Source organism: Enterobacter wuhouensis (genome assembly GCF_004331265.1).
GTDB classification, from domain to species: Bacteria; Pseudomonadota; Gammaproteobacteria; order Enterobacterales; family Enterobacteriaceae; genus Enterobacter; species Enterobacter wuhouensis.
This window is the reverse complement of the sequence record NZ_SJOO01000001.1, coordinates 359,088-384,996: the sequence shown is the minus strand read 5'-3', so window position 1 is coordinate 384,996 and position 25,909 is coordinate 359,088. Positions and strand designations below refer to the sequence as shown.

Annotated in this window: 26 protein-coding genes; 10 read left to right on the top strand and 16 right to left on the bottom strand. The window is 54.3% G+C overall.

Annotation, left to right across the window (positions count from 1 at the left end):
• Positions 1-110 precede the first annotated feature (110 nt).
• The 3 genes from E0L20_RS02005 to pdeR all read left to right on the top strand — a co-directional run bounded on the left by E0L20_RS02005 (position 111) and on the right by pdeR (position 5,435).
• Positions 111-1,097 (top strand): CMD domain-containing protein, encoded by a 987-nt coding sequence (locus E0L20_RS02005; protein ID WP_131632435.1) that lies wholly within the window; start codon positions 111-113, stop codon positions 1,095-1,097.
• A gap of 88 nt (positions 1,098-1,185) precedes the next feature.
• Complete coding sequence (locus tag E0L20_RS02000) at positions 1,186-3,120, top strand: exoribonuclease II (RefSeq protein WP_131632434.1); 1,935 nt, start codon at positions 1,186-1,188, stop codon at positions 3,118-3,120.
• A 323-nt stretch (positions 3,121-3,443) separates the two neighbouring features.
• Complete coding sequence (gene pdeR / locus E0L20_RS01995; protein WP_131632433.1) at positions 3,444-5,435, top strand: cyclic di-GMP phosphodiesterase; 1,992 nt, start codon at positions 3,444-3,446, stop codon at positions 5,433-5,435.
• Here pdeR and E0L20_RS01990 read toward each other — a convergent pair.
• A complete protein-coding gene (locus E0L20_RS01990; protein WP_131632432.1) occupies positions 5,432-6,298 on the bottom strand; it encodes a crotonase/enoyl-CoA hydratase family protein in 867 nt (288 codons plus the stop codon). The genes pdeR and E0L20_RS01990 overlap by 4 nt on opposite strands.
• 193 nt (positions 6,299-6,491) lie before the next feature.
• Between E0L20_RS01990 and E0L20_RS01985 the strand changes: the two genes are divergently transcribed.
• The 3 genes from E0L20_RS01985 (at position 6,492) to osmB (ending at position 7,955) form a co-directional block, all read left to right on the top strand.
• Positions 6,492-6,674 (top strand): YciZ family protein, encoded by a 183-nt coding sequence (locus tag E0L20_RS01985; protein WP_131632431.1) that lies wholly within the window; start codon positions 6,492-6,494, stop codon positions 6,672-6,674.
• 43 nt (positions 6,675-6,717) lie between these two features.
• Positions 6,718-7,470 (top strand): DNA-binding transcriptional regulator YciT, encoded by a 753-nt coding sequence (gene yciT / locus E0L20_RS01980; RefSeq protein WP_131632430.1) that lies wholly within the window; start codon positions 6,718-6,720, stop codon positions 7,468-7,470.
• 266 nt (positions 7,471-7,736) lie between these two features.
• Complete coding sequence (gene osmB, locus E0L20_RS01975; protein WP_008501216.1) at positions 7,737-7,955, top strand: osmotically-inducible lipoprotein OsmB; 219 nt, start codon at positions 7,737-7,739, stop codon at positions 7,953-7,955.
• Positions 7,956-8,060: 105 nt separating this feature from the next.
• On the opposite strand, the gene yciH is transcribed toward osmB, so the two are convergent.
• From yciH to pgpB, 5 genes are all read right to left on the bottom strand, one after another.
• Entirely contained in the window at positions 8,061-8,387 is a 327-nt protein-coding gene (gene yciH, locus E0L20_RS01970) for a stress response translation initiation inhibitor YciH (RefSeq protein ID WP_131632429.1), read from the bottom strand.
• Complete coding sequence (gene pyrF, locus E0L20_RS01965; RefSeq protein WP_131632428.1) at positions 8,387-9,124, bottom strand: orotidine-5'-phosphate decarboxylase; 738 nt, start codon at positions 9,122-9,124, stop codon at positions 8,387-8,389. The genes yciH and pyrF overlap by 1 nt, the downstream gene beginning before the upstream one ends.
• Positions 9,125-9,308: 184 nt before the next feature.
• Positions 9,309-10,478, bottom strand: a complete 1,170-nt coding sequence (lapB, locus tag E0L20_RS01960; protein WP_131632427.1) for a lipopolysaccharide assembly protein LapB — start codon at positions 10,476-10,478, stop codon at positions 9,309-9,311.
• A 6-nt stretch (positions 10,479-10,484) separates the two neighbouring features.
• Positions 10,485-10,793 carry a LapA family protein gene (locus E0L20_RS01955; RefSeq protein ID WP_013096374.1) on the bottom strand — a complete coding sequence of 103 codons (309 nt, stop codon included), beginning with the start codon at positions 10,791-10,793 and terminating at the stop codon, positions 10,485-10,487.
• Positions 10,794-10,941: 148 nt separating this feature from the next.
• Positions 10,942-11,709, bottom strand: coding sequence for a phosphatidylglycerophosphatase B (pgpB, locus tag E0L20_RS01950; protein WP_131632426.1), 768 nt, complete (start codon positions 11,707-11,709; stop codon positions 10,942-10,944).
• Positions 11,710-11,903: 194 nt separating this feature from the next.
• On the opposite strand from pgpB, the gene ribA reads away from it, so the two are divergent.
• Positions 11,904-12,494: a GTP cyclohydrolase II gene (gene ribA, locus E0L20_RS01945; protein ID WP_003856813.1), complete on the top strand. Its 591-nt coding sequence runs from the start codon at positions 11,904-11,906 to the stop codon at positions 12,492-12,494.
• Between the two features lie 37 nt (positions 12,495-12,531).
• Here ribA and acnA read toward each other — a convergent pair whose 3' ends face one another.
• The 6 genes from acnA to topA all read right to left on the bottom strand — a co-directional run bounded on the left by acnA (position 12,532) and on the right by topA (position 20,018).
• Positions 12,532-15,207, bottom strand: coding sequence for an aconitate hydratase AcnA (acnA, locus tag E0L20_RS01940; RefSeq protein ID WP_131632425.1), 2,676 nt, complete (start codon positions 15,205-15,207; stop codon positions 12,532-12,534).
• A 162-nt stretch (positions 15,208-15,369) separates the two neighbouring features.
• Positions 15,370-15,468 (bottom strand): small membrane protein YmiC, encoded by a 99-nt coding sequence (ymiC, locus tag E0L20_RS23975; RefSeq protein ID WP_242673382.1) that lies wholly within the window; start codon positions 15,466-15,468, stop codon positions 15,370-15,372.
• A gap of 138 nt (positions 15,469-15,606) precedes the next feature.
• On the bottom strand, positions 15,607-15,777 hold the full coding sequence (locus tag E0L20_RS23835) for a hypothetical protein (protein ID WP_165500670.1): 171 nt from the start codon (positions 15,775-15,777) through the stop codon (positions 15,607-15,609).
• Positions 15,778-15,779: 2 nt separating this feature from the next.
• The gene (locus tag E0L20_RS01935; protein ID WP_216689425.1) at positions 15,780-15,920 is read right to left on the bottom strand and encodes a YmiA family putative membrane protein; all 141 of its coding nucleotides are present in this window, start codon (positions 15,918-15,920) and stop codon (positions 15,780-15,782) included.
• 338 nt (positions 15,921-16,258) lie between these two features.
• Complete coding sequence (cysB, locus tag E0L20_RS01930) at positions 16,259-17,233, bottom strand: HTH-type transcriptional regulator CysB (protein WP_131632424.1); 975 nt, start codon at positions 17,231-17,233, stop codon at positions 16,259-16,261.
• A gap of 187 nt (positions 17,234-17,420) precedes the next feature.
• Positions 17,421-20,018 (bottom strand): type I DNA topoisomerase, encoded by a 2,598-nt coding sequence (gene topA / locus E0L20_RS01925; protein WP_131632423.1) that lies wholly within the window; start codon positions 20,016-20,018, stop codon positions 17,421-17,423.
• A gap of 399 nt (positions 20,019-20,417) precedes the next feature.
• On the opposite strand from topA, the gene E0L20_RS01920 reads away from it, so the two are divergent.
• Entirely contained in the window at positions 20,418-20,669 is a 252-nt protein-coding gene (locus E0L20_RS01920; protein WP_131632422.1) for a YciN family protein, read from the top strand.
• Between the two features lie 34 nt (positions 20,670-20,703).
• Here E0L20_RS01920 and sohB read toward each other — a convergent pair whose 3' ends face one another.
• Positions 20,704-21,750 (bottom strand): protease SohB, encoded by a 1,047-nt coding sequence (gene sohB, locus E0L20_RS01915; protein ID WP_131632421.1) that lies wholly within the window; start codon positions 21,748-21,750, stop codon positions 20,704-20,706.
• A 252-nt stretch (positions 21,751-22,002) separates the two neighbouring features.
• Here sohB and E0L20_RS01910 point away from each other — a divergent pair, with 252 nt between their 5' ends.
• Both E0L20_RS01910 and cobO read left to right on the top strand, forming a co-directional pair.
• Positions 22,003-22,764 (top strand): YciK family oxidoreductase, encoded by a 762-nt coding sequence (locus E0L20_RS01910; RefSeq protein ID WP_131632420.1) that lies wholly within the window; start codon positions 22,003-22,005, stop codon positions 22,762-22,764.
• A complete protein-coding gene (cobO, locus tag E0L20_RS01905; RefSeq protein WP_131632419.1) occupies positions 22,761-23,351 on the top strand; it encodes a cob(I)yrinic acid a,c-diamide adenosyltransferase in 591 nt (196 codons plus the stop codon). Before E0L20_RS01910 ends, cobO begins: the two co-directional genes overlap by 4 nt.
• Positions 23,352-23,385: 34 nt before the next feature.
• On the opposite strand, the gene rluB is transcribed toward cobO, so the two are convergent.
• The 3 genes from rluB to rnm form a co-directional block, all read right to left on the bottom strand.
• Positions 23,386-24,261 carry a 23S rRNA pseudouridine(2605) synthase RluB gene (gene rluB, locus E0L20_RS01900; protein WP_014070506.1) on the bottom strand — a complete coding sequence of 292 codons (876 nt, stop codon included), beginning with the start codon at positions 24,259-24,261 and terminating at the stop codon, positions 23,386-23,388.
• 96 nt (positions 24,262-24,357) lie between these two features.
• Positions 24,358-24,978, bottom strand: a complete 621-nt coding sequence (locus tag E0L20_RS01895) for an L-threonylcarbamoyladenylate synthase (RefSeq protein ID WP_131632418.1) — start codon at positions 24,976-24,978, stop codon at positions 24,358-24,360.
• On the bottom strand, positions 24,975-25,856 hold the full coding sequence (gene rnm / locus E0L20_RS01890) for an RNase RNM (RefSeq protein ID WP_131632417.1): 882 nt from the start codon (positions 25,854-25,856) through the stop codon (positions 24,975-24,977). The genes E0L20_RS01895 and rnm overlap by 4 nt, the downstream gene beginning before the upstream one ends.
• Between the last annotated feature and the right edge of the window lie 53 nt (positions 25,857-25,909).

Below are 25,909 nucleotides of genomic sequence, written 5' to 3'. Positions count from 1 at the left end.
GTTATCCCCTTCGTTATTCCGTTCTGCTATTTGTTATCACCTAACAATATTTTTCCCCTCATCCGCCTTACGCCAGGATATTGATCGCCATTTGAGATCAAGGAACGCCCATGGAACAACGCCGTTTTTCCGGCAAAGGCCACTGGTATCATGAAACCCAGTCGAATCACTCGCAGACGGACGTTCTGCCTCTGGTGCCCGAAGCCGCTAACGTCGACGATCGTTTTTTGCTCGATTTAGCCCTGCCTGACGAGATTGTCGCCGCCTGTTCTGGCTGGCTTACCCCTGCCAGAAACCTATGCCATATGCTGTTTCCGCTTGAAATTGCCGTTAATCGTTTGCATACGCTAAGCGCTTACGACAGGCTGAGTACCGCGCTGACGGTCGCGCAGGCGTGCGGCGTGCAGAGGCTCTGTAACCACTACGCCGCCCTGCTCGCCCCGCTTCCCGGCCCGGACTCCTCGCGCGAAAGCAACCGCCGTCTGGCGCAAATCACGCAGTACGCGCGCCAGCTTGCCAGTTCTCCCGACATCATTGACGATAAAGCACACGGCCAGCTTGACGAGGTCGGGCTGACAACCTTTGACATCGTGGTTATCAATCAGATTATTGGATTCATCGGCTTTCAGGCACGCGTGGTCGCTGTTTTCCAGGCGCTGCTGGGCCATCCGGTACGCTGGCTGCCGGGACATCATATTCAGCCGCACGCGCGCCCTCCCTGTATCACACCGTGGGTATCGCTTCTGCCCGTCGTTGAGCTGCGTTACGCCAGCGCACAACAGCTTGAAACCCTTTCCCGCTGGCAAGCGGAGCCTGCGCTTGAGGCGTTGACGCCGGTACTCTGTCACGAGCCGACGCTGCTTGACCTTACGGGAGAGATCCTCATTCACTGCCGTGAAGACCAAACGCCGTCCCTTGCGGTGCTGTCTTCTGCGATAGACCTTTTAACCTGCTCTCCCGACCGCTTCAGCGCAGCGCAGTTCACGCCGTTAACCGATGAAGGATTGTCTGCCGTCAGCGCGATTAACCTGCTCTCGCGGAGCGCTATTTATGGCTGGCTTGAGCGCCTCGGCATCGCGCTTGGCAAACAGGAATAACCGGACTCATTCCCCAAAGAGCGCTTGCTGTAGCAGTGAGAATCGCGTAAAACTGTCAGCCGCTCAATGGCTACGAAAATAGAACATTATGTTTCAGGACAACCCGCTGCTAGCGCAGCTTAAACAGCAACTGCATTCCCAGACGCCGCGTGCAGAAGGGGTCGTAAAAGCCACGGAAAAGGGCTTTGGCTTCCTTGAAGTTGACGGGCAGAAAAGCTACTTCATTCCGCCACCGCAGATGAAGAAAGTGATGCACGGCGATCGCGTGATGGCCGTTATTCATACCGAAAAGGAACGTGAATCCGCCGAGCCGGAAGAGTTGGTCGAACCGTTCCTGAGCCGTTTCGTGGGCAAAGTGCACAGAAAAGACGATCGTCTTTCCATTGTGCCGGATCATCCCCTGCTGAAGGATGCAATCCCTTGCCGCGCCGAGCGTGGTGTTGAACATGATTTTAAAGAGGGTGACTGGGCCGTCGCAGAAATGCGCCGTCATCCTCTGAAAGGCGACCGCGGTTTTTATGCTGAACTGACGCAGTTCATCACCTTTGGCGACGATCATTTCGTGCCGTGGTGGGTTACGCTGGCGCGCCATAATCTGGAAAAAGAAGCCCCGGACGGTATCGCGACCGAAATGCAGGATGAAGGCCTGACGCGTCGTGATCTGACCGCTCTGGAGTTCGTCACCATCGACAGCGCCAGTACGGAAGACATGGATGACGCGCTGTTTGCTGAAGAAGGTCCCGACGGCAAATTGCATCTGACCGTCGCGATTGCCGATCCAACCGCGTGGATTGTTGAAGGCAGCAAGCTGGACGATATGGCCAAAGTGCGCTCGTTCACCAACTATCTGCCGGGCTTCAACATCCCTATGCTGCCGCGCGAACTCTCTGACGATCTCTGCTCGCTGCGCCCGAATGAAGTGCGTCCGGTCCTTGCCTGCCGGATGACGATTGCGGCGGACGGCACGATCGAAGACGATATTGAATTCTTCGCCGCGACCATTGAATCCAAAGCTAAGCTGGCTTACGACAACGTATCTGACTGGCTGGAAAATACCGGCAGCTGGAAACCTGAAACCGACGCCATTGCTGCGCAAATTCGCCTGCTGCATCGCATCTGCCTGAACCGTAGCGAATGGCGTAAAACCCATGCCCTGGTGTTCAAGGATCGCCCTGACTATCGCTTTGTATTAGGCGAAAAAGGGGAAGTGCTGGATATCGTGGCTGAACCGCGACGTATTGCGAACCGCATCGTTGAAGAAGCCATGATCTCTGCCAACATCTGCGCGGCACGCATACTGCGCGACAGGCTGGGCTTCGGCATTTACAACGTCCACACCGGATTCGATCCCGCGAACACGGAAGCGCTGGCCGCCCTGCTGAAGAACCACGACGTTCTAGTCGATCCGGAAGAGGTCCTCACGCTGCCGGGCTTCTGCAAGCTTCGCCGCGAGCTGGATGCCCAGCCGTCCGGTTTCCTCGACAGTCGCATTCGCCGGTTCCAGTCCTTCGCGGAAATCAGCACTGAGCCGGGTCCACATTTCGGCCTGGGCCTCGACGCATACGCCACCTGGACGTCTCCGATTCGTAAGTATGGCGATATGGTTAACCACCGCCTGCTGAAAGCGATCGTCAAGGGCGAATCCATTGCGCGTCCGCAGGATGACACCACGCTGCAAATGGCCGAGCGCCGCCGCCTGAACCGCATGGCGGAACGCGACGTCGGCGACTGGCTGTATGCCCGCTTCCTGAAGGACAAAGCCGGGACCGACACCCGTTTCGCCGCTGAAATCATTGATATCAGCCGTGGGGGTATGCGCGTGCGTCTGGTCGATAACGGCGCCGTGGCCTTTATCCCCGCGCCTTTCCTGCATGCCGTTCGCGACGAGCTGGTCTGCAGTCAGGAAAACGGTACGGTGCAAATCAAAGGTGAAACGGTTTACAAAGTCACTGACGTGATCGACGTTAACATCGCCGAAGTTCGCATGGAAACCCGCAGCATTATCGCGCGCCCTGTCGCCTGATAACCTGCTAAAATGTCGGCCATTTCCTTTTAGGTCAGGCCGACATTTTTTCCTTTCATCCCTCGCCCACAAATCTTCATTTTTTCTGACAATTTTCAGTCTTCCCTCGCCCAAATTCGCCAGAATTATCTACAGTAAAAGAGTGCCGTCATATTCGGTTACGTGAATTTTTATACGTTGAGTATTTTTTTTAACCCGACTCGTTTTAAGATAAGAAAACGGGAAAAAACAAGACGTTCGCTTCGATTTTGCCGCTCTTTTACTGCGGAAAACACGACTTAAACTGAATAGATTTTGCGCTAATGACTAGCCGCGGGAGAAAAATGATGGACGATCTGGAGCAGAATTTGCTGTTTCGCTACATGGGCACGCACAGTCCCTGGTGGCGACTGACAGCCGACAGCAATGCTCTCCATCTGGCAGCCAGCGAAAGTGCTGATGTGATCCAGGTCGTTGCGCTGGATGACGAGCAGGCCGACCTTATCCGCGAGCTAACCGTGATTACCTCCAGTATTTCGATGACGCTGTCTCTGTACGGCGTTGACGTCCCTGTCCATCTGGTGGGTCGTAAAATCAGTAAAAAGGAGTGGGCCGGTACGGCATCGGCCTGGAATGATACCCCTTCCGTAGCCCGCGATCTGGCGCAAGGGCTCTCTTTCGCTGAGCAGGTTGTTTCCGAAGCCAACTCCGTCATTGTTATTCTCGATCAGCACGGCAATATTCAACGCTTCAACCGGCTGAGTGAAGAATATACCGGCCTGAAAGAACAGGAAGTTATCGGCCAGAACGTGTTCAAGCTGTTTATGAGCCGCAGCGAAGCCGCCGCCTCTAAGCGCAATATCACCGGCTTTTTTCGCAACGGTAGCTCCTACGAGGTTGAGCGCTGGATTAAAACCCGTAAGGGTCAAAGGCTGTTTCTGTTCAGGAACAAATTTGTTCACAGCGGGAGCGGTAAAAACGAAATTTTCCTTATCTGTTCAGGCACCGATATTACCGAGGAGCGCCGTGCCCAGGAGCGCCTGCGCGTATTGGCTAATACCGATACCATTACCGGTTTGCCAAACAGGAATGCCATTCATGAGTTGATTTCAGACGCCATCGACGCCCGGGGAGAAACCCAGGTTGGCGTGGTGTATCTCGATCTGGATAACTTCAAAAAAGTTAATGATGCCTACGGGCACATGTTTGGCGATCAGCTTTTACAGGCGGTAGCCCTCGCGATCCTGAGCTGCCTGGATGAAGGCCAGACCCTCGCCCGTCTCGGCGGCGATGAGTTTATTGTCATGGCGACGGATACCTCGCAAGGTTCCCTGGAAGCGATGGCATCTCGCATCCTGACGCGCTTACGCCAGCCGTTCAGAATAGGCCTGATTGAGATCTACACAGGCTGCTCGCTGGGGATTGCCCTGGCGCCGCAGCATGGCACCGATCGGGAAAGCGTCATTCGTAACGCCGACACCGCCATGTATACGGCTAAAGAGAGCGGTCGCGGCAAGTTCTGCGTTTTTTCACCGGAAATGAACCAGCGGGTATTTGAATACCTTTGGCTGGATACCAACCTGCGCAAAGCGCTCGATAACGATCAGCTCCTGATCCACTACCAGCCGAAAATGACCTGGCGCGGTGAAATCCGCAGCCTGGAAGCCCTGGTGCGCTGGCAGTCGCCGGAGCGTGGGCTTATTCCCCCGCTGGAATTTATTTCCTACGCGGAAGAGTCGGGGTTAATTGTTCCACTCGGCCGCTGGGTGATGCTCGACGTCGTTCGGCAGGTGGCAAAGTGGCGCGACAAGGGGATCAACCTTCGCGTTGCGGTAAACGTATCTGCACGTCAGCTGGCCGACCAAACTATCTTCAGCGATTTAAAACAGGCGCTTAAGGATTTAGATTTTGAATACTGCCCTATCGACGTTGAGCTGACGGAAAGCTGCCTGATTGAAAACGAGGAGCTGGCGCTTTCGGTGATCCAGCAGTTCAGCCGGCTTGGCGCACAAATTCATCTCGATGATTTTGGTACCGGCTATTCTTCCCTTTCACAGCTCGCCCGTTTCCCCATCGACGCCATTAAGCTCGACCAGTCTTTTGTCAGGGATATTCATAAGCAATCAATTTCACAGTCACTGGTGCGCGCCATCGTGGCCGTGGCGCAGGCGCTTAACCTGCAGGTGATTGCCGAAGGTGTGGAGAGCGCAAAAGAAGACGCCTTTCTGACTAAGAACGGCGTCAACGAACGGCAGGGTTTCCTTTTCGCAAAGCCCATGCCCGCTGCCGCATTCGAGCGATGGCTCAAGCGCTATCAGTCACGAAAAATGCGTTAGCTGGCCTTGCGTAAACCCGCCTGGTGGCGGTTTTGCAGCATCACCAGACGCTCCATATAGGCGATATCTTTGGGTTCGAGGCAGAACGCCGCATCGACCCAATCTTCCGTAATATCCATCAGCTCACTGCGCGGCAGCTGCAGAACGCGCGTGCGGGCGCGAAGCATGGCCCTGACGCCGTTCAGTTTTGGCTGCAGCGTGTCGATAAAGGTCCGGATGGCAACGTAGCTTTGTCCGGGCTCAAACAGCACGTCCACGAGCCCATGCTGCTCATACCATTCCGCCGTATGCGACTCCCCTTTATAGATCAGCTCTTCGGCCAGCTTCATGCCTGAACGGCGCGCGACCAGTGAATATCCCCCCATGCCGGGAAACAGGTTGAAGGCAATTTCAGGAAAGCCCAGGCGGGCATCGCGCTGGGCGAGCACGAAATGGTGCGCCAGCGCGGCTTCAAACCCTCCGCCCAGCGCGCTTCCTTCGACCATAGCTAAAGATATCGCACCGGTATCAAACCCCCGTGACGCCGCATGGACACAATCGACACAGGCGCGGGCATACGCCCGAAGCGCCTCCCGGCGACCGTTCTGAATGCATTCGACGAAGAACTGCAAATCGCCTCCCGCATTGTACATGTCGGGCACCAGCGAGCCGGTTACCCAGAAATCCACGGCAAATCCGGACTGGCGAACCAGCCAGGAGAGGTTCATGATCTCCTCAATGAGCGCATGGTTGAAGCAGGGACGTGGCTGCGCCCGCAACATCATCCAGACGGTACGTCGCTCCTCCTCATAATAAGCAGCCAGCTGGGTGAAACGTTCAGCATCGGTAAACAGTGTGCAGGTTGCCTGATTGATAACTGTCATAGCCTAATTCCTCATATAATAAAGCGCCTTGCGCGCAGTTTTAGACTAATCCACCCAATCAACACGCTGTATGTGAGGGGTTAAAATTATCACTTTCATTTATGTAATTTGGTTATCGTATTTTTTCCCTTCTCTTTTGATTCCATTTTCTGCATCATTGAAAATATTAACTTTTCGCGCCTAAGGTGAGATTATGTCTAACATTGATGCACTGGCCGTGGCACAACGTATTGATACGGTGCTGGATATTCTGGTTGCGGGTGATTACCAGTCCGCTATTCGCAATCTGGAGATCCTCAAATCTGAACTTCTTTCCCGGAATGGTTCAGAAACCGCCGCTGAAAACACACAGCCAAAAGCGCCGTGGGAAGTCTAACCCCACCCTTTTCGACCTCGTTTTGCTTTAATAAATGGATGCTATGAATTCCCGACAACAACTCATTTTGCAGATGGTCATCGATCAGGGTCGCGTAAGCGTGGTCGATCTTGCCAAAACGACAGGCGTTTCTGAGGTCACAATCCGTCAGGATCTTAATCTTCTGGAAAAACAGAGCTACCTGCGTCGTGCGCATGGCTATGCCGTCCCGCTGGACAGTGAGGACGTAGAAACCCGCATGATGAACAACTATGCCCTCAAGCGTGAACTGGCAGAGTTTGCGGCGTCGTTAGTGAATAACGGTGAGACGGTCTTTATTGAGAACGGCAGCAGCAATGCGCTGCTGGCACGCACCCTTGCCGATCAGAAAGATGTCACTATCATCACAGTGAGCAGCTATATTGCGCATCTGCTGAAGGAGACGCGCTGCGAAGTGATCCTGCTCGGGGGAATCTACCAGAAGAAAAGCGAAAGCATGGTTGGCCCGCTGACGCGTCAGTACGTACAGCAGGTACATTTCAGCAAGGCGTTTATCGGCATTGACGGCTGGCAGCCTGAGACCGGTTTTACCGGCAGGGATATGATGCGCACAGACGTCGTTAACGCCGTTCTTGAGAAAGAGTGCGAGGCGATAGTGCTCACCGACAGTTCAAAGTTTGGTGCTGTCCATCCCTACACCATGGGCCCGGTATCACGCTTCAGCCGCGTCATTACGGATGAACGCCTGAGCGATGAGCATCGTATTAAACTCGAAAGTCATGGCCTGAACGTCGATATTATTAAAAAGCCCGTTTGAGCCTTCTTATGCGCCCGAATTATTTCGGGCGTACGCAAGCCCCTCTCTGAGATAATTCCTATCCCGCCTTTAAGAGTTTTTACCTGTATAAGCTGACCTAAAGTCGTAAAATTAATGTTAGCGATATAACAGGAAGTGACTATCACCTGCGTGATTACGTAACGCCTGCGCCACTAGCTTTCACGGAAAAGCATATTTAGGTATTGATATTGTCTATACTTAAGGGGCATTCCTTTCCGTGAATCGATAATTCAGGAGAAAGTATTATGACCTTAACCAGCAAAAAATTAGCCGCCGCTGTACTGGCAATCACTGTAGCAATGTCCCTGAGCGCATGCTCTAACTGGTCTAAACGCGACCGTAACACCGCTATCGGTGCGGGTGCCGGTGCTCTTGGTGGTGCGGTATTAACTGATGGTAGCACGCTGGGTACATTAGGTGGCGCGGCCGTTGGTGGTATTATCGGTCACCAGGTCGGCAAATAATTAATCAAAAGCCTGCGCCGGTATAACATTATATTGAGCGAATTTCAGGCCTGACTTACGCACGTCAAGAATAAGAGCCACGGTATGCACCGTGGCTCATTTATTTTAACCACCCGCCAGTTTTACTTTCATCCCCCTGGCTTCGAGCAGAGATTTTATGAGGTCGCGTTTGTCGCCCTGTATTTCGATAATGCCATCTTTTACAGCACCGCCGCAGCCGCACTTCTTCTTCAACTCTGCAGCCAGCTTTACTAGCTCAGCGTCATCAAGGTCAATGCCGGAAATCAGGCATACGCCCTTTCCTTTTCGCCCGCTGGTTTGACGCTGAATACGAACGATGCCATCTCCCTTCGGACGTACCACCTTTTCTTTTGGTTCGTCAATGCGTCCACTGTCAGTGGAATAGACCAGACGGCTATTGGAGTCGGACATTACGCCCCCTTTTTCAGTGATGCATTAATTGCTTTCAGCGTGCCGGCAGGGTTTGCAGACTGCGTCACCGGTCGCCCGATAACCATATAATCAACGCCCGCCGCCTGCGCCTGCTCGGGCGTCATAATACGGCGCTGATCGCCCACGTCGCTCCCTGCGGGACGGATACCCGGCGTAACCAGCTTAAATTCTTGACCCAGTTCATTTTTGAAGCGCACGGCTTCCTGCGCCGAACAAACCACGCCATCAAGGCCACAGTTTTGCGTCAAACGCGCCAGCCGTTCAGCATGGTCTGCAGGTGACAACGTCACGCCGAGATCGCGCAAATCGCTTTCATCCATACTGGTCAGGACGGTCACGGCAATCAGTAACGGCGCATCCTTACCGAACGGCAGAAGCGCTTCACGCGCGGCCGTCATCATTCTCGCCCCACCTGAAGCGTGAACGTTAACCATCCAGACCCCAAGCTCTGCCGCTGCCGCAACGGCATGCGCAGTGGTGTTTGGGATATCGTGAAATTTCAGGTCGAGGAAAACGTCAAAACCACGCTGCTGGAGGTCACGAACAATTTGCGGCCCGAAGAGCGTGAACATTTCTTTGCCCACTTTCAGGCGGCAGTCGCGCGGATCGATACCGTCGACAAAGGCCAGTGCGGCATCACGCTTGTTGTAATCAAGAGCAACAACAACGGGAGAATCAGTAACTACGCGGGAAGTGGAGGAAGTAACAGACGTCATGACCAGCCCTTTTCGTCTATGGGCGCGCTGCGGCGCGGAACAGATAAACGGCCAGCATTCTACCTGCCAGCGCTACAAATTGACAGAATCGATTTACTTTCCTGCTAGGCTACAGGCCGCACGGTGCCAGACGGGTTGAGAAAACGTTAAGTATGTTGTAACTAAAGTTAGGGCTTTTTAAAAACTACTGCCCGTCCAGGCCGCGTATCGGCTTGATCGTCGACCAGGCACGGCAGGAAGGACAGTGCCAGTAAAGGGAATAGGCGGTGAAGCCACACTTCTGACAGCGGTAGCGCGGCTTGCTGCGAACCTGCTCGCCGACCATGTCGCGCAGCACCATCAGGCTCTCTTTCGCTCGCCCTTCTTCCGCGTCGTTCAGGTGATAATCCATCAGCTTGTGGAAGACACGCATGGTGGGGTGGCGCTGGAGCTGACGCGTGATGTAGATTTGAGCTGTGTCGCTGCCTTCATGCTGCTCTACCACGTCCGATAGCATCAGTTCGGCGGTCGCACCGGTGTTCTCTTCTACACAACGGCGCAGGAAGGCAAACCACTCGTCCTGCTTATCCAGCTGCTGATAGCAGGTCTGCAGCATGTCCAGGGTTTCGCTGACCAGCTCTTTATCCTGATCGATAACCCGCAGCAGGCTTTCAACGGCTTTAGCAAACTCACCTTTGGCCATAAAGACGCGCCCCATCATAATGGAGATGCGCGCGCTGCTGCGATCTGCCGCGGCCCCCTTCTTGAGCAACGCCATGGCTTTTTCCATGTCGTCGTTCCCCATTTGCTGAAGGGCAAGCTCGCAGTAGAAATGGGCTATCTCCACGCGCTGTTTGTCTTTGCCGAGCTTAACCAGGCGCTCGGCGGTATCAATGGCTTTCTGCCAGTCGCTGGTAGCCTGATAAATTTGCAGCAGCTGCTGCAGCGCGCTGATGCGAAAATCCGTCTCATCCACCAGCTGCGCGAACATATCTTCGGCGCGGTCGTATAAACCTGCCGCCATGTAATCACGGCCCAGCTGTTGTACCGCCAGAAGACGCTGGTCGTAGGTCAGCGATGCGCTTTCCATGAGGGTCTGGTGAATGCGTATGGCGCGGTCAACCTCGCCGCGAGAGCGGAACAGGTTACCCAGGGTGAGATGGGCTTCAACGGTACCGGTGTCCTCTTTAAGCATGTCGAGGAACAGGTCTACCGCTTTGTCCTGTTGATTGCTCAGAAGGAAGTTCACCCCCGCAACGTAGTCGCGGGAGAGGCGATTGGCTTCATCCTGTTTTGTTTGTTGCGCACTTCTGCGGCCCATATACCAGCCATAGGCTGCGGCTACAGGCAAAAGCAGAAACAACAACTCCAGCATATTCGATTATTCCTTGACTACCGGCACACCAGAGCTCTCCGGAATGTCGGACGCAGGCGCAATTTGATGTTCGAGTCTCTTGATTTTGCGCTCAGCGCGCGCAAGTGAAACGCGGACCTTGAGCCAGAACAGGCCGCAAACCAGCCAGCCAATGGCAAAACCCGCTGCGAATAACACCGCCAGCAGGCTCGATACGCGATACTCGCCCTGCGCCAGCAGATAGTTAAAGGTTACCTGTTGATCATTTTGCGCGCCCAATGTGACTGAAATGACAAAAATCGCCAACACCAGTAAGAAAATGAGTAAATATTTCACATTACTTCCCGTTATGTGGTTCAAGCGAATAAAGTGTGTTCAACTCACCGCAATCAGCCTTATAAACTACCATTTTAGCGACGGACGCGAAATGGAAATAATAGCGCGCCAGTCATGGATTTATGGGCATAAGCGTTAATTTCAACCTTTACGCCCCGGTTTGTTCCCTTTCGGCGATTTCTTTCTTCTCAACTGGCGGCGGCGTTAACGGACCGCATAGCCGCTCAGCGAGCCAGGTCGCAAGCGTCACCAGCAGCCAGGATATCAGCGTCGCCACCACCAAATCTCGCGGCCAGTGCATACCCAACAATAAGCGGCTCCCCATTACCGCCGTTGCCCACACCAGCAAAAGGGCTATCGTCACCGTTCTGCGCCGCGGCCACAGCAGCCCAACGCCGAGTAACGCCCAGCTTGCCGCAAACATAGTATGCCCGGAAGGAAACGCGAACCCGGTCTCCTTTTGCCAGTGCTTGCGTAAAAATTTAGGAATATCTTGCTGTTCCGTAAGCTGCTCTTTCACCAGCGCACCACGATCTTTACGCTTTAAAGTGTAGAACTCATCTACCGGAATATGATGCGTTTTTTCAAGCCACACGACAAAAGGACGCGGCTCCTGTACATGATCTTTCACCCAGGATTTTACCCCTTGCCCCACCAGGATCGCCCCGCCAAGAATGGCAAACAGCATGATGGCCGGACGTAGCCGGAAGCGCAGGCACCACAGAAACCAGGCGCACAGTATGACATGCGTAATTATGCCCCAGGGCTGAGTCACCGTCTCGGTAACCCAATACAGTGATTTAAGCCACAGGGCGTTATGCCCGGGCTGCCACATCCAGCCGGAGGCCCATACGATCACAGGCATAATCAGTAATATGGCCGCACCCGCTGCCGTTCGTCTGGCGATTAAAAGCATGTCTTCTCCTTTTTCTAAGCATCACAATCATAACTGAAATTTATTCATCTGGTGGATATGTCGGATCGTGCGTTTAACGTTCATATAGCATGGCGGCCATTAGGCGAACGTGCCGCGCTTGTGGCAAAATGAACAGATACAGAAAGCAAAACAGGCAAAGACACGAAACGTGTCAGCCTACTCTGGAGAATCACATGCAGCTTAAACGTGTGGCAGAAGCCAAACTGCCTACCCCATGGGGCGATTTCCTGATGGTGGGTTTTGAAGAACTGGCAACCGGGCAGGATCACGTCGCCCTGGTGTTTGGCGATATTTCAGGACAGACGCCGGTGCTGTCTCGTGTACATTCGGAATGTCTGACCGGTGACGCCCTGTTCAGCCTGCGCTGCGACTGCGGTTTTCAGCTGGAGGCCGCGCTTTCCCATATTGCAGAGGAAGGCCGAGGCGTTCTGCTTTATCATCGTCAGGAAGGCCGCAACATCGGTCTGCTGAATAAAATTCGCGCGTATGCGCTGCAGGATCAGGGTTACGATACGGTTGAAGCGAACCACCAGCTGGGCTTTGCCGCCGACGAGCGCGATTTCACCCTGTGTGCGGATATGTTCAAGCTGCTGGGCGTGGACGAAGTGCGTCTGTTAACCAACAACCCTAAAAAAGTCGAAATTCTGACCGAGGCGGGCATCAATATCGTTGAACGCGTGCCGCTGATCGTCGGGCGTAACCCGAAGAACGCGCACTATCTCGATACCAAAGCGGCTAAAATGGGCCACCTGCTGAGCGAGTGATCGCAAAAAGCCCGGCACGAATGCCGGGCTTGTCTTATCAATCCAGCATTTTACGAATCACATAATGCAAAATGCCGTCGTTCTGGTAGTAGGTCAGCTCCGTCGCGGTATCGATGCGGCACCGGCATTCCAGCACCTCTGTTTTCCCATCCGCACGCGTTAGCTTCACCGGCACCGTTTTGCCCGGCTGAAGGCTTTGCAAACCGCTGATATCGATCTGCTCCTCCCCGGTTAAACCGAGGGTCTTACGCGTGACGCCCTGCGGGAACTCCAGCGGCAGAATACCCATGCCGATCAGGTTTGAACGGTGGATACGTTCAAACGACTCGGCAATCACTACCCGCACGCCGAGCAGACGCGGTCCCTTGGCCGCCCAGTCGCGGCTGGAGCCTGAACCGTACTCTTTCCCGGCGATGACCGCCAGCGGCGTCCCTTCCTTCTGATACTTCACCGCGGCATCGTAAATTGAAACGACTTCTGTACCCGGCAGATGGCGCGTCATGCCGCCCTCTACGCCTGGCACCATTTCGTTGCGTATGCGGATGTTGGCAAACGTCCCGCGCATCATCACTTCATGGTTGCCACGGCGTGAGCCGTAGGAGTTAAAATCCCGACGCTCCACGCCGCGCCCTTGTAAATAGCGGCCTGCAGGGCTGTCGGCCTTGATGCTCCCCGCCGGTGAAATGTGGTCGGTGGTGACGGAGTCGCCCAGCATCGCCAGAACCCGCGCGCCGTGGATATCCTTAAGCGGTGCAGGGTCTGCCAGCATTTCATCGAAGAACGGCGACAGGCGAATATAGGTAGAATCTGCTTGCCAGTCGTAGGTATCAGACCCAACGACCTTGATCTCCTTCCATTCCGGCGTGCCTTCAAACACCTCGGCGTACTCTTTGCGGAACATGTCGGTCGATACCTTCTCCACCGCGCGCGCAATTTCACGCGACGACGGCCAGATATCTTTCAGGTAGACAGGTTCATTCTTGCGGTCGTGACCAATCGGATCGGTCGCCAGGTTAATGTTCATATTTCCGGCCAGGGCATAAGCCACAACCAGCGGCGGCGAGGCCAGCCAGTTGGTTTTCACCAGCGGGTGAATACGCCCTTCAAAGTTTCGGTTACCGGAGAGCACGGCGCCCACGGTCAGGTCACCCTGCTTGATCGCCACTTCGATAGGCTCGGGTAACGGACCGGAGTTGCCGATGCACGTCGTACAGCCGTAGCCCACAAGGTTAAAGCCTAGCTCATCAAGATATGGCGTGAGACGGGCCTGCGCCAGATAGTCGGAAACGACCTTCGACCCCGGCGCCAGGGAAGCCTTCACCCACGGCTGAGGCTTAAGGCCCAGCTCCACCGCTTTTTTAGCGAGCAGCCCGGCGGCCATGAGCACGCTTGGGTTAGAGGTATTGGTACAGGAGGTAATCGCCGCGATGACCACGGCCCCGTCAGGCAGCTGATACTGATGCCCGTTCATGACGTAGTCGACCGGATGACGATCTTTTTGTGAGGAATTGACCTCGAGCTCGTTACTGGCCGCAAAGGCTTTCGGCACGTTGTTCAGCGCTACGCGGTCCTGCGGACGTTTCGGGCCGGCCAGGCTCGCCTCGACGGAGCCCATATCTAGCTCAAGCGAGCTGGTGAATACCGGCTCATCGCCCGGGTTTCGCCACATCCCCTGCGCTTTGGTGTATGCCTCAACCAGCGCCACCTGCTCTTCGCTGCGGCCGCTCAGGCGCATGTACTCCAGCGTTACGCTATCGATAGGGAAAAAGCCGCAGGTCGCGCCGTACTCGGGCGCCATATTGGCGATGGTGGCGCGGTCCGCCAGCGGCAGAGAATCCAGGCCATCGCCGTAGAATTCAACAAACTTGCCTACCACGCCGTGCTTACGCAGCATTTGCGTTACCGTCAGCACCAGGTCGGTGGCGGTGATCCCCTCAGAGAGTTTACCGGTAAGCTTGAAGCCCACCACGTCCGGAATAAGCATAGAGACAGGCTGGCCGAGCATAGCCGCCTCGGCTTCGATGCCCCCGACGCCCCAGCCCAGCACGCCCAGGCCGTTAATCATGGTGGTATGCGAATCGGTGCCCACCAGCGTGTCAGGATAGGCTACCCACTCCTTATCCTGCAGTTCACTCCAGACGGCTTTGCCAAGATACTCAAGGTTGACCTGGTGACAAATGCCCGTGCCGGGCGGCACAACGCTGAAGCGGCTAAACGCCTGCTGCCCCCACTTCAGGAACACATAGCGCTCGTGGTTACGTTCCATTTCCAGACGAACGTTCTCGCCAAAGGCATCATCGTCACCGAAACGATCGACGGTTACCGAGTGGTCAATAACTAGGTCAACGGGCGAGAGCGGATTCACTTTGGCCGTATCGCCACCAAGGCGCTTAACGGCTTCACGCATTGCGGCTAAATCGACCACCGCAGGAACACCGGTGAAGTCCTGCATCAGAACCCTGGCGGGACGGTAGGCTATCTCTCTGTCAGCATGGGCATCCTTTAGCCATCCTGCCAGCGCGTGAATATCTTCAGAAGTGACGGAATCCTCATCCTGCCAGCGCAGGAGATTTTCCAGCAACACTTTTAACGACTTGGGTAACCGCGAAATGTCACCAAGCGTTTTGGATGCCAGCGGCAAGCTATAGTAGTGCCAGGTTTTATTTTCTGCCTGCAACGTGTCCTTACTGGCTTCGCGTAGGGTTAACGACATAAGCTCCTCCTTAATTACAGAGATGTCCTGACAATCATCAGGGCTGTATTTAAAGATAACACATAGATGTCGTAACGTTTTGATAACAACCCAAATTGATAAATTTAGGAATGGTCTCGCGCCATGAAAACAAAAAACCCCGCCGAAGCGAGGTTTTTGGATTTAGTGGAGAGCCAGCCAGATGAGCTGACACCAGAACAGAATCGACACGGAGAAAACGCCGATCCATGACCAGTATTTGAGAGTTGTCATGTTATTCATCATAGGGACACCAGGCTTTATTTATTAAAGTTTCCGAGGTCTGCCCTCAGTTCTATATTGCTGATGTGTATTTATTAAAGAGTACAAAAGCGCAGAGTCTTTATTCAGACTATTTGCATCGTTACGCAATTAACTAAATTATTGTTTTTTGGGTTCGTCTTCTGCGAACACATCAATAAAGGCTTGCTGTTGAGGCGTCAGTTTCCAGGACGCAGGAACACTGGTCGCAGGTGCTTTGCGAGCTTTGTGACCGTTGTCACGCGGCTGACACATTGGTTTTGTCATTTCTGAACGTGCCGTGACTGCCATAGTTAACCCCAATATTTCCAGGCCAGGAGAGCAACCGCAACCCAGAACAGGGCAGAGACGAGAAAGACCGCTAACCAGGCTTTGCGTTTGAGAGCAGGATCCCTTTGCGGTTCTTCACTTCCTGAAGGCATTGCTAACCTCATACAATCGATATCACTTATCATTTTATGACCAAACAATTGGTACAATTAATCATCTGTTGAGATAAATCCTAAAGAAACTTTAGCTGAAAAGCCAGTGAATTTACGCATCTGTACCTGGGAAATATTCATTCTTTTGACCAGAAATAAATAATTGAAAAGAAATATTTGCGAAGGCGTTAATTACTTTCTACTTTTGTCGCAAATTCGCGACAGTAAAACCTTAAACATTAAAAGGGTAATGACATTTTACGTCAGCAGGGTGCAGATGATGATAATTCTAATTTAGGTTTGAGGGGTTATTTCGGTATCTTTCCACAGGGGAAAGATACCGGAAGTGATTATTTGGCGGGGAGCTTAATATCCTTAAACATCTCTTCAATGTCTTCATTTGAACGCAGTGCAACGGCCGTATCGACTACGTCACGCGTTAAATGAGGAGCAAAGCGCTGAATAAAATCATACATATAGCTGCGCAGGAAGGTGCTTCGACGGAAGCCAATCTTCGTGGTGCTGTGGCTGAAGATGTCGTCCGCATCCAGGCGTACCAAATCGGGGTCCGAAATCGGATCTACCGCCATGCTGGCAATAACGCCGACGCCAAGCCCGAGCCTGACGTAGGTTTTAATGACGTCAGCATCGGTTGCTGTAAAGACGATACGCGGCGTAAGCCCCGCGCGGTTAAATGCCGTATCAAGCTCTGAGCGCCCGGTAAATCCAAAGGTGTAGGTCACTAGCGGATACTGGGCCAGCTCTTCGATGGTCACCGAGCCTTTACCCGCTAAAGGATGATCGGGCGTGACCACAATAGAACGGTTCCAGTGGTAGCACGGCAGCATGACCAGGTCGTCATACAGGTGGAGCGCTTCCGTAGCGATAGCAAAATCCGCATTGCCCTTAGAAACCGCCTCTGCAATTTGCGTTGGCGATCCCTGATGCATGTGTAAGGAAACGCGTGGATAGCGTTCAATAAAGCCTTTGATCACGCCAGGCAGCGCATAGCGCGCCTGAGTATGCGTAGTCGCTATATAGAGCGAGCCTTTATCCGGCCAGGTATGTTCCCCCGCTACGGATTTTATCGCATCAACTTTAGAGAGGACTTCCCGTGCAATTCTGATGATTTCCTGCCCGGCGGGCGTCACCTGCGTCAGGTGCTTACCGCTGCGGGCAAATATCTGAATGCCTAACTCATCCTCCAGCATGCGAACCTGCTTGCTGATGCCCGGCTGCGAGGTATAAAGCCCCTCAGCGGTAGAGGAGACGTTAAGGTTGTGGTTTACCACCTCAACGATATAACGAAGCTGCTGTAGTTTCATGCCAGACCATCCGATTTAGCGCACGCGGTCAATCGCTTAAGACGATTTGATAATAAGAAAAGGGTTAACTATAACCACTATATCACTTATAGCCTGACTGTATAGTACGGAACAAAAAATAATAACATCGTAATAAAAAAGGGCCGGAATTCCGGCCCTTTCACAGGTAAGCTACGGTAAGAGAAGGTTATTTTTTACCTTCAACCCATTTTCCGTCAACAAAGAACGCTGACCATCCGGTCGCTTTACCCTCTTTTTCAGCGGCAACGTACTGCTGCTTGGTCTTGCGGCTAAAACGCACCACGGTCTTATTGCCTTCAGGATCCTGCTGCGGTGCATCGGCCAGATAACGCAGTTTTTCCGGCAAACGGTCGCGGAAGCGATACAGCTCCTTGACCAGCGGCGCGCGCGTTTCGCGCGATTTCGGGAAGGTGTTGGCCGCCAGGAATACGCCTGCAGCACCGTCGCGCAGCACGAAATAGGCGTCAGACTTCTCGCACGGCAGCTCTGGCAGCGGAACCGGATCTTCCTTCGGCGGAGCCACTTCACCGTTACGCAGGATTTTACGCGTATTTTTGCACTCGTCGTTGGTGCAAGCCATGTACTTACCGAAGCGCCCCATTTTCAGGTGCATCTCAGATCCACACTTCTCACATTCAACGATCGGGCCGTCATAGCCTTTAATGCGGAACTCGCCCTCTTCGATCTCATAGCCGTCGCAGGTCGGGTTATTACCGCAGACGTGCAGCTTGCGTTTAGGATCGATCAGGTAGCTGTCCATCGCCGTGCCGCATTTCTGGCAGCGACGCTTGGCGCGAAGGGCATTGGTTTCCGCATCGTCACCTTCCAGCACGTTGAGCACTTCGTTCTCAGGTACAAGATTGATGGTGGTTTTGCAGCGTTCTTTTGGCGACAGCGCGTAGCCGGAGCATCCGAGGAAGACGCCCGTCGTCGCGGTACGGATCCCCATCTTACGGCCGCAGGTTGGGCAGTCGATGCTGGTCAGTACCATCTGGTTTGGCAGCATGCCGCCCTCTTCAGGATCTTTTTCGGCTTTTTCCAGCTGGTCGGTAAAGTCGCTGAAGAAGCTATCGAGAACCTTTTTCCATTCCGCCTGATGGCTGGCAACCTGGTCCAGGCTGTCCTCCATCTGTGCGGTGAAATCGTAGTTCATCAACTCGCGGAAGTTTGCTTCCAGACGGTCGGTGACAATTTCACCCATTTTTTCGGCGTAGAAACGGCGGCTTTCAACGCGGACATAGCCTCGATCCTGAATGGTCGAAATAATCGACGCATAGGTGGACGGACGGCCAATGCCCCGTTTTTCCAGCTCTTTCACCAGTGATGCTTCACTGAATCGTGCAGGCGGCTTGGTAAAGTGCTGGGCCGGAACCAGATCGACAAGCGACAGCTCATCGCCCTTGTTGACCGCAGGCAGCGTTCTGTCTTCATCACCTTTACGCAGCGCAGGCATGACTTTCGTCCAGCCGTCGAAGCGCAGAATACGACCGCGCGCTTTCAGGCGGAAATCACCCGCGCCGACGGTCAGCGTCGTGGAGTCGTACTTAGCAGGCGTCATCTGACAGGCCACGAACTGGCGCCAGATCAGCTGATAGAGCTTCTGCGCATCCGCTTCCATATCCTTCAACGATTCCGCTAAAACGGAGACGTCAGAAGGACGAATCGCTTCGTGTGCTTCCTGCGAGTTCTCTTTGCTGGCGTACTGGTTTGCGCTTTCCGGCAGATATTTCTTACCGAAGTTATCGCTGATGTAGCCGCGCACCATGCTGACCGCGTCCTGGCTCAGGTTAGTTGAGTCAGTACGCATGTAGGTGATGTAACCCGCTTCATACAGGCGCTGGGCCATCATCATGGTTTTCTTCACGCCGTAGCCCAGGCGCGTGCTTGCAGCCTGCTGCAGCGTAGAGGTAATAAACGGTGCGCCCGGCTTGCTGCTGGTCGGTTTATCCTCGCGATCCAGCACCTGATAGCGTGCTTTTTCCAGCAGCGCTACGGCGGCCATGGTCTGGTCGCGGTTTTCAGGACGGAAAGGCTTATCGTTGTGATGGCTTACCTGCAGCGGCAGAGCGTCACCGCCCGGCGTGGTCACATTGGCGTCCACTTCCCAGAACTCTTCCGGCACGAAGGCTTTAATTTCGCGCTCACGCTCAACGACCAGACGTACAGCGACAGACTGTACACGGCCTGCGGACAGACCGCGTGCAACCTTTTTCCACAGCAGTGGAGATACCATGTAGCCCACAACACGGTCCATAAAGCGACGTGCCTGCTGGGCGTTTACACGGTCAATGTTCAGTTCGCCCGGCTTCTCAAACGCCTGACGAATCGCATTCTTAGTAATTTCGTTAAACACTACACGGCTGTAGCGTTTGTCGTCACCCCCGATCACTTCCCGCAGGTGCCATGCAATGGCTTCCCCTTCGCGGTCAAGGTCGGTTGCGAGATAAATGTGGTCTGCTTTTTCAGCAAGCTGCTTCAGCTCGTTAACGACTTTTTCTTTCCCGGGCAGCACTTCATATTGTGCGTCCCAGTTATGCCATGGGTTAACACCCATGCGGTTGACAAGCGCGCTACGTTCATCCTTTTTAGGCTTTTTGGCCCCTTTGGTGGAGGTAGAGTCTGCGCTCTTTTTGCTGGCTGAGCCACTGGTCGGCAAATCGCGGATATGACCAACGCTGGACTTAACCACGTAGTCATTTCCCAGATACTTATTGATCGTTTTGGCTTTTGCCGGGGACTCAACGATGACGAGAGCTTTACCCATATTCACCTTTACCTAATTTAATTCTTCCAGGAATACGCCGCACGTTGATTTCCCTTCCGCTGACGACGAGCCATTGATATTGCGACTGCGTCAGGGGATATCAACCCCTTTGTCTTGCCTGACCTCAAACAGATGATGCCCAGGTCATTGACTTAACGGGTATTTTTTTCACACTTACTATAATTCGTGACGAATTCCCGGTCGAATGTCAAGCAATTCTGTTGCCAGAATGACGAAAGCGCACACTGTACCTGATAAAATTCGTTACGCAACTTTATTAGCATGCAAAAGCAAATCCCGCCAGCCGACCACCGTTGCCTTACCCTCTCACATTACAGGGAAAATTTGCCCCCAAAGCCCCTCGGGCGTAGACTATTGTCACTGTTTAAGGAGTGGATTATGCAGAATACAACCCAACCTATTGACCGAGCCTCTCTGCTTGTCGAAGCGAATAAACTGATTCGCAACCATGAAGACACCCTTGCGGGTATTGAAGCCACGGGAGTGGAACAGCGTAACGGTGTGCTGGTATTCAGCGGGGAGTACTTCCTTGATGAACAGGGGCTGCCTACGCCAAAAAGCACCGCCGTATTTAACATGTTTAAATACCTGGCGCACACCCTCTCAGAGAAGTATCACCTGGTCGATTAATGCAAAATGCGAGGCAGATGCCTCGCGTTTTTGTTTACAGCAGCGGCTTCTGCCCCCGCTGCAGCCAGCGTAGCAGCAGGCGATCCGCGCTCTCTGCCGCGCTATTCGTGAAGCGGTCGAGCATACGCTTACGCTGCGTAAAGCGTACGCCGATTAACTCACGGCCTTCCATCAGGCTCAGCAGCAGATCGTCGCTGGTACCAACCTCATCCACCAGCCCTTTATCCTGCGCCTGAGTGCCGTACCAGTGTTCGCCGGTTGCGACCTGCTCAATATCGAGCGTTGGGCGCATGCGGTGGACAAAGTCTTTGAAGAGGTGGTGCGTTTCGTTCAGATCTTCACGGAATTTCTGACGCCCCTCTTCCGTATTTTCACCCAGCAGCGTCAGGGTACGTTTGTACTGACCTGCGGTGTGCAGTTCAATATCAATCTCTTTGTTTTTCAGAAAGCGGTTAAAGTTCGGAATTTGCGCAACCACGCCGATAGAACCGATTATAGAGAACGGTGCTGCGACAATTTTATCCGCTACGCAGGCCATCATGTAGCCGCCGCTCGCCGCCACTTTATCCACCGCCACGGTCAGCGGGATCTGTTTTTCACGCAGGCGCTGAAGCTGGGAAGCCGCCAGCCCGTATCCGTGAACGACGCCTCCTGGACTTTCCAGACGTACAACCACCTGATCCTGCGGTTTTGCGACGGCAAGTACAGCCGTGACCTCTTCACGCAGAGAAGACACTTCATGTGCATCCATGCTGCCCTTAAAATCCAGCACGTAGACGCGTGGCTTTGCCTCGTCCTGCGGCGCATTCGCTTTGGCTTTAGCTTTTGCCGCTTTAGCCTCCTGCTTATGCTGTTTTTTCTGCGCTTTCACCCATAGCTTCTGCTGATGACTATCGAGCAGCGCCAGGGACATCTCTTCCTGCATCTCTTTATACTGTTCGCTCAGGCGGGTAATGCGTAATTCACCACGCTGACGCTTTCGCTGCGTCAGGTTAACAATCAGAACGGCAATCACCGCGATGGCGATAACAACCGTCGCGATTTTGGCTAAAAACAACCCATATTGAGAAAGTAATTCCACGCGCTCCACCTTGATTTAACCACGATTCCTACACGCCAGTGTACAACAGCCCTGCTCGGGCGTCTCGCTCGTGACATTACCTCTGCGAGCCTGCTTCAGGAATCCCCCGAAACGGGTTTAAATATTTGCAAATTGTTAATTACGCAGCGATGCCTCCTGTAGACTGATTGAATTCTCATGCTATTTCGGGCATAAAGCCGAAAAGTCATAAAAGAAGGCGCAATAGCCGCTCAGTGCGCCAGAGGAGTCACCGTGCATTATCAGCCACAAAAAAATTTACTGCAGAACCGCATCATCCTTGTCACCGGTGCCAGCGACGGAATTGGTCGTGAAGCCGCCCTGACGTACGCAGAATATGGCGCAAGCGTCATCCTGATTGGCCGTAACGACGATAAATTACGAAACGTCGCCCGTGAGATTGACGCTGCAGGCGGCCTCCCCGCCCGCTGGTACACGCTTGATTTGCTCACCTGCACCGCGGCGACCTGCCAGGAGCTTGCCGAACGTATTGGAGATGACTATCCCCGTCTCGACGGCGTGCTGCACAATGCCGGTCTGCTGGGCGAAGTACGCCCGATGGATGAACAAGACCCGGCTATCTGGCAGGAGGTGATGCAGGTCAATATCAACGGCACCTTTTTCCTGACCCAGGCTTTGCTTCCTTTATTACTCCGCTCTGAATCCGGCTCGCTGGTCTTTACCTCCTCCAGCGTAGGTCGCGAGGGGCGCGCAAACTGGGGCGCTTACGCCGTATCTAAATTTGCGACCGAAGGAATGATGCAGGTGCTGGCGGAGGAGTATCAAAGCCGCCATCTGCGCGTGAACTGCATTAACCCAGGCGGGACGCGCACCAAAATGCGCGCCAGCGCCTTCCCGACGGAAGATCCGCAGAAGCTCAAAACGCCCGCCGATATTATGCCGCTCTATCTCTGGCTGATGGGCGATGACAGCCGCCGTAAAACCGGGATGACCTTTGATGCCCAGCCGGGGCGCAAGCCGGGGATTTCGCAATGAGTGAAGAACGTCATCAGCAGCGCCAGCAGCGTCTGAAAGAGCAAGTGGATGCCCGCGTCGCCGCGGCGCAGGACGAACGCGGAATTATCATCGTCTTTACCGGCAACGGTAAAGGCAAAACCACCGCCGCGTTTGGCACCGCTACCCGAGCCGTCGGCCACGGCCAGAAGGTGGGCGTGATTCAGTTTATCAAAGGCGAATGGCCTAACGGAGAGCGTAACCTACTGGAGCCTCACGGGGTTGAGTTCCAGGTGATGGCGACCGGGTTTACGTGGGATACCCAGAACCGCGAAACCGATACCGCCGCCTGTCGGGCCGTGTGGGAACATGCTAAACGCATGCTGGCAGATCCCGGCCTGAACATGGTGCTGCTGGATGAAATCACCTACATGGTGGCCTACGACTATCTGCCGCTTGAAGAGGTGCTGGAAGCGTTAAAGAATCGCCCCGTGCACCAGACGGCAATCGTCACCGGGCGCGGCTGCCATCGGGATATTCTGGCGCTTGCGGATACCGTCAGCGAATTGCGTCCGGTGAAGCATGCCTTTGACGCCGGTATCAAAGCGCAAATCGGTATTGATTACTAAAGAAAAAGCCCGGTGTGTTGACCGGGCTTTTTGATTAACCGTTGTTATTCCGGCTGCCAGAGCGGCGGTTGTTGCTCACCTGGCTGTGACGCTTCACCGCACGTCGGATCTGGTTCGCCTTCATGCGACGACGATCCTTCTCGACCGCGACTTTAGACGTGGTTTCCGGCGTCAGGCCGACCAGCTCGCGCAGGTAGTTGGTCTGGGTGAGATCCAGCTCGGTATAACCGCCACGCGGCAGGCCTTTTGGCAGGAGGATATCGCCGTAACGCACGCGGATCAGGCGGCTAACCTGCACGCCTACCGCTTCCCACAGTCGACGAACCTCGCGGTTACGGCCTTCCGTCAGGGTCACGTTGTACCACTGGTTGATCCCTTCACCACCGGTGAATTTGATCGTCTTGAACGCCGCCGGGCCGTCTTCAAGCTGCACGCCGCGCGACAGGTCGCGCAGTTTGTTTTCATCAACCTGACCAAAGACGCGAACGGCGTATTCACGCTCAACTTCGCGGCTTGGGTGCATGAGACGGTTTGCCAGTTCACCATCGGTGGTGAACAGCAGCAGGCCGCAGGTGTTCACGTCCAGACGCCCAACGGCAATCCAGCGGGCACCGCGCAGCTTAGGCAGACGATCAAACACCGTCGGGCGACCTTCAGGGTCGTTGCGGGTACACAGCTCGCCTTCCGGCTTGTAGTAAGCCAGCACGCGACAGATTTGTTCAGCAGATTCTTTGACCGAAATGAGATGACCGTCGATGCGGATCTTCAGCCCCGGTACGATTTCTACGCGGTCGCCCAAAGTGGAGACTTTACCGTCCACACTCACGCGACCTGCTTCAATAATGGCTTCGATTTCACGGCGCGAACCGTGGCCGGCGCGCGCCAGCACTTTCTGTAACTTCTCGCTCATTGAGCTTCCTCAGGTGTCGCCTTCACAGGCGTCGAATCAGGTCAAAGCGGGATTGAGCCCAGCTTTGATGGCCGCGTAGTATATCTGCTTACACCCTTACAAGAAAGGCTTAACATCACCCACGCCTTCACGAATCACTTCCGGTGCATCTTCCGTTAAATCGACCACGGTGGTTGGCTGCTGGCCGAGGTAACCGCCGTGAATAATCAGCTCAACCACCTTCTCAAGACGATCCTTGATCTCTTCCGGGTCGGACTCGGTAAACTCACTGCCCGGCAGCATCAGGGAGGTCGAGAGCATGGGTTCCCCAAGCGCTTCCAGCAGCGCCTGGGCAATCGGGTTAGACGGCACGCGCATCCCGATGGTTTTGCGTTTTTCCTGCAGCAGACGACGCGGCACCTCTTTCGTCCCTTTCAGGATAAAGGTGTAGTTGCCCGGCGTGTTGTTTTTGATCAGACGAAACGCCACGTTGTCGACGTAGGCATAGGTCGACAGCTCGGAAAGATCGCGGCACATCAGGGTAAAGTTGTGGCCGTCCGGCAGCTGGCGGATGCGGCAGATACGCTCCATCGCCCCTTTGTCTTCAATTTTACAGCCCAGCGCGTAGCCTGAATCGGTCGGGTAGACGATAACGCCCCCCTTGCGGACGATTTCCACGGCCTGATTAATCAGACGGGCCTGCGGGTTATCCGGATGAATATAGAAAAACTGACTCATACTTCCCTCTCTTCAATTTGCTGCGGCTGTTCCCAAAGCTGCCAGACAGGCTCAACGCCTGCCGGTAGCCAGAGCTTGCGCCCCAGCTCAATCCACGCGCAGGGCTGATGAAAATCAGAACCCTGTGACCCAAGCAGGCCATACTGACGGGCGTAGGTTGCGAGCTGTGCACGCTCGTTGGGCGCCTGCTGACACTGGGCGACTTCCATCGCCTCACCGCCGCATTCGGCAAAGTGCGCCAGCAGTCTTTTCAGCCATTTAGCAGAAAGATTATACCGTCCCGGATGGGCCAGTACCGCCTTACCGCCAGAATGATGAATCACATCAATAGCTTGTTTTATTGTACACCACTGTGGCGGAACGTATCCGGTTTTCCCGCGCGCCAGATACCTTTTAAAGACGTCCGCCATCGTCGTCGCTTTGCCGGCCTCAACCAGAAAACGAGCAAAATGACCGCGCGTTACCGCCCCGCCGTTTGCCAGCTTTTTTGCGCCTTCCAGCGCACCCGGAATGTGCGCTTTTTCCAGACGCTCGCCTATCATCTCCGCGCGCTGGTTGCGGCGCGTTTTTTGTTCTTGCAAAAACGCGCACATTGCCGGATGTTCTATATCAATGTTCAGGCCAACGATATGAATTTCATGGTTTTCCCAGAGGGTCGAAATTTCGACACCGGACACCAGATTCAGCGCCAGCCCGCTGCGGGCAATTTCTGCGCGCGCGGCCGGAATGGCGTCAGTCGTATCGTGATCGGTTATTGCCAGCGTGCCGACTCGCATTTCAACGGCGCGATGAACCAACGCTTCGGGCGTAAGCAGACCATCAGAAGCCTGAGTGTGGCTGTGTAAATCGTAAATTATGGCGTAGGTGGTATCGCTCAAAGCACTTCCCGTCACAGGTTGGAGACTTCCAAAAACCCTATGATAACGACTTG

Excerpts from the sequence above, each read along its gene's own strand:
- E0L20_RS02005 (WP_131632435.1), top strand. The coding sequence starts at position 111 with ATGGAACAACGCCGTTTTTCCGGCAAAGGCCACTGGTATCATGAAACC.
- E0L20_RS02000 (WP_131632434.1), top strand. The coding sequence starts at position 1,186 with ATGTTTCAGGACAACCCGCTGCTAGCGCAGCTTAAACAGCAACTGCAT.
- pdeR (WP_131632433.1), top strand. The coding sequence starts at position 3,444 with ATGATGGACGATCTGGAGCAGAATTTGCTGTTTCGCTACATGGGCACG.
- E0L20_RS01990 (WP_131632432.1), bottom strand. The coding sequence starts at position 6,298 with ATGACAGTTATCAATCAGGCAACCTGCACACTGTTTACCGATGCTGAA.
- E0L20_RS01985 (WP_131632431.1), top strand. The coding sequence starts at position 6,492 with ATGTCTAACATTGATGCACTGGCCGTGGCACAACGTATTGATACGGTG.
- yciT (WP_131632430.1), top strand. The coding sequence starts at position 6,718 with ATGAATTCCCGACAACAACTCATTTTGCAGATGGTCATCGATCAGGGT.
- osmB (WP_008501216.1), top strand. The coding sequence starts at position 7,737 with ATGACCTTAACCAGCAAAAAATTAGCCGCCGCTGTACTGGCAATCACT.
- yciH (WP_131632429.1), bottom strand. The coding sequence starts at position 8,387 with ATGTCCGACTCCAATAGCCGTCTGGTCTATTCCACTGACAGTGGACGC.
- pyrF (WP_131632428.1), bottom strand. The coding sequence starts at position 9,124 with ATGACGTCTGTTACTTCCTCCACTTCCCGCGTAGTTACTGATTCTCCC.
- lapB (WP_131632427.1), bottom strand. The coding sequence starts at position 10,478 with ATGCTGGAGTTGTTGTTTCTGCTTTTGCCTGTAGCCGCAGCCTATGGC.
- pgpB (WP_131632426.1), bottom strand. The coding sequence starts at position 11,709 with ATGCTTTTAATCGCCAGACGAACGGCAGCGGGTGCGGCCATATTACTG.
- ribA (WP_003856813.1), top strand. The coding sequence starts at position 11,904 with ATGCAGCTTAAACGTGTGGCAGAAGCCAAACTGCCTACCCCATGGGGC.
- acnA (WP_131632425.1), bottom strand. The coding sequence starts at position 15,207 with ATGTCGTTAACCCTACGCGAAGCCAGTAAGGACACGTTGCAGGCAGAA.
- ymiC (WP_242673382.1), bottom strand. The coding sequence starts at position 15,468 with ATGAATAACATGACAACTCTCAAATACTGGTCATGGATCGGCGTTTTC.
- E0L20_RS23835 (WP_165500670.1), bottom strand. The coding sequence starts at position 15,777 with ATGGCAGTCACGGCACGTTCAGAAATGACAAAACCAATGTGTCAGCCG.
- E0L20_RS01935 (WP_216689425.1), bottom strand. The coding sequence starts at position 15,920 with ATGAGGTTAGCAATGCCTTCAGGAAGTGAAGAACCGCAAAGGGATCCT.
- cysB (WP_131632424.1), bottom strand. The coding sequence starts at position 17,233 with ATGAAACTACAGCAGCTTCGTTATATCGTTGAGGTGGTAAACCACAAC.
- topA (WP_131632423.1), bottom strand. The coding sequence starts at position 20,018 with ATGGGTAAAGCTCTCGTCATCGTTGAGTCCCCGGCAAAAGCCAAAACG.
- E0L20_RS01920 (WP_131632422.1), top strand. The coding sequence starts at position 20,418 with ATGCAGAATACAACCCAACCTATTGACCGAGCCTCTCTGCTTGTCGAA.
- cobO (WP_131632419.1), top strand. The coding sequence starts at position 22,761 with ATGAGTGAAGAACGTCATCAGCAGCGCCAGCAGCGTCTGAAAGAGCAA.
- rluB (WP_014070506.1), bottom strand. The coding sequence starts at position 24,261 with ATGAGCGAGAAGTTACAGAAAGTGCTGGCGCGCGCCGGCCACGGTTCG.
- E0L20_RS01895 (WP_131632418.1), bottom strand. The coding sequence starts at position 24,978 with ATGAGTCAGTTTTTCTATATTCATCCGGATAACCCGCAGGCCCGTCTG.